General features: G+C 35.4%; 1 pseudogene. It reads left to right on the top strand.

Annotation, left to right across the window (positions count from 1 at the left end):
- Positions 1-260, top strand: a pseudogene (locus VSQ62_RS32365) (site-specific integrase); the annotation flags it as partial.

Raw genomic sequence — 260 nt, 5'->3', positions numbered from 1 at the left:
TTACCAATACAAAGTATCACTCCAAAAGTAGTTGATGAATACTATCAGACCCTTAAAAAGACAAAATCAGTGGTGAAAAGAAATATGAAACCAAGATCTGAATATGTAACATCTGGTGTTATTAACAGTGTCCACAAAGTTTTAAGGTGTGCTTTTGATCAGGCTGTAAAATGGGAGATGATCTCAAGGAATCCGTTTCCAATGGCTAATCGTCCAAAGACCAATTACAAGAAAAGAGAGATTTGGGATGCTGAAATGAT

Source organism: Sporofaciens sp. JLR.KK001 (assembly GCF_036941055.1).
GTDB lineage: Bacteria > Bacillota > Clostridia > Lachnospirales > Lachnospiraceae > Sporofaciens.
This window is presented reverse-complemented; position numbering and strand designations above follow the sequence as displayed.